The organism is Nocardioides sp. CPCC 206348 (assembly GCF_048654705.1).
Lineage (GTDB): Bacteria > Actinomycetota > Actinomycetes > Propionibacteriales > Nocardioidaceae > Nocardioides.
In genome coordinates this window covers 13344-14174 of record NZ_JBMCZA010000216.1, presented here as the reverse complement: position 1 = coordinate 14174, position 831 = coordinate 13344, and the positions used below count along the sequence as shown (strand labels likewise).

Sequence of the window (831 nt, the reverse complement as noted above, 5' to 3'; positions counted from 1 at the left end):
GGCACCTCGGCGGACCTGTCGTTCCAGGTGATGGGCGGGACCTACAGCGCCGATTCGGCCGCGACGTCGCTGATGGCGTTCGACGAGCGCGAGCTCGAGGTGGACGGTGAGGGGAACTTCTCGTTCACCTATGTCGCGGAGCCGGGCGCGAAGACGCTGATCGTGCGCGAGGTCTTCAACGACTGGGACACCGAGGGGCGCGGGACGATCACCATCGAGCGCACCGACACCCTCGGTCGCGCCCGTCGCGAGCTGTCGGCGGAGACGCTGAAGAAGAAGTACGAGGTGGCGGCGCGGTCGCTGGTCGGCTCGATCCAGACCTGGTTCGCCTTCCCGCACTTCTTCCAGTTCAAGGAGCCGGTCAACACCCTGACCGTTCCGGCATCCACCCCTGGCGGCCTGTCGTCGCAGTTCTCCTCGATCGGGCACTACGAGCTCGCCGAGGACGAGGCGATGATCGTGACGGTCCCCCGGTGCGACGACTGCACCTATCAGGCGATCCAGATCGGGTCGGACTGGTACGCGTCGACGGACTACGAGACGCACCAGACGTCGCTCACCAAGGCCCAGGCGGTGGCTGATGCGGACGGGTTGCTGCGCTTCGTGATCTCCGAGCGCCCTCCCGGCCCCGGCGGAACACCGGTCGCGAACTGGCTGGAGACCACCGGCCACCGCACCGGCCCGATCATGCTGCGCTGGCAGCAGCTCACCCGCGACCTCACGGCTGCGGACGGACCCGTGGTCGAGATCGTGAAGGTCGACCGGGTGCCGTCCCACCTGCCGACGCTCGCGGGGTTGTCCGAAGCGGAGTACGCCGACCGGATCACCGCA

Annotated in this window: 1 protein-coding gene; it reads left to right on the top strand. The window is 68.2% G+C overall.

The genetic code is table 11. The annotated features are described in order from the left end of the window. Positions 1–831 (top strand): hypothetical protein (locus tag ACOADB_RS23360; protein ID WP_378604376.1); only part of this gene is annotated, 831 nt, incomplete at both ends.